Source organism: Parachitinimonas caeni (genome assembly GCF_030129945.1).
Lineage (GTDB): Bacteria > Pseudomonadota > Gammaproteobacteria > Burkholderiales > Chitinimonadaceae > Parachitinimonas > Parachitinimonas caeni.
In genome coordinates this window covers 1-551 of sequence record NZ_JARRAF010000164.1, presented here as the reverse complement: position 1 = coordinate 551, position 551 = coordinate 1, and the positions used below count along the sequence as shown (strand labels likewise).

The following is a 551-nucleotide window of genomic DNA, read 5'->3' as shown; positions in this document are numbered from 1 at the left end:
CAGAATGCGGTGGTCGCTTTGGTGTCTCACGGACCGAATCTATTCGGCGGTTACATCTACCATGCGTCAGGCCAGCGTTTCACTTTGACGGGTGCCGGTACCCGGGAGGTAGAAAACACGGATAACAATGCCACCCTGACCTACGCAGATTTCGCTGACGCCGGCCCGAACCAGTTTGACGACTCGGTAGGGTGGATGCAGCCCGCAGACACCACCGCCCTGCTACAGAAGTCGGGCACGATCAGCGATCCGGCCGTGATGGCGCGGGCCCAGGCTGAAACCTTGAGTGCTGCCTTGATTGCCGATGCCAAACGCAACGGGAACAGCATCCGTACGCCGAGCGCACCGAATACGGCATGGTCAGCGATTGGCCATGGGGTGAACTTTGCGGCGGGGGGCTGTGCAGCGCCTACGCCGAGTGCGATCCAGGTCGGCAGCTTTGCGAATGCGCCACTTGGTCTTCCCGCATCCGCACTCATTTCGCCATGGGGTGGCGCTATCCGCTATATCCGGGGTGACACACTGGTAGGCTCAAGCTGCCAGTCACAAAT

1 protein-coding gene is annotated in these 551 nt (G+C 60.6%); it reads left to right on the top strand.

What is annotated here, in order from left to right; all coding sequences use genetic code 11:
- Positions 1-21: 21 nt before the first annotated feature.
- Positions 22-551: hypothetical protein (locus tag PZA18_RS24125; RefSeq protein WP_284103438.1), on the top strand; the 530-nt coding region annotated here is incomplete at its 3' end.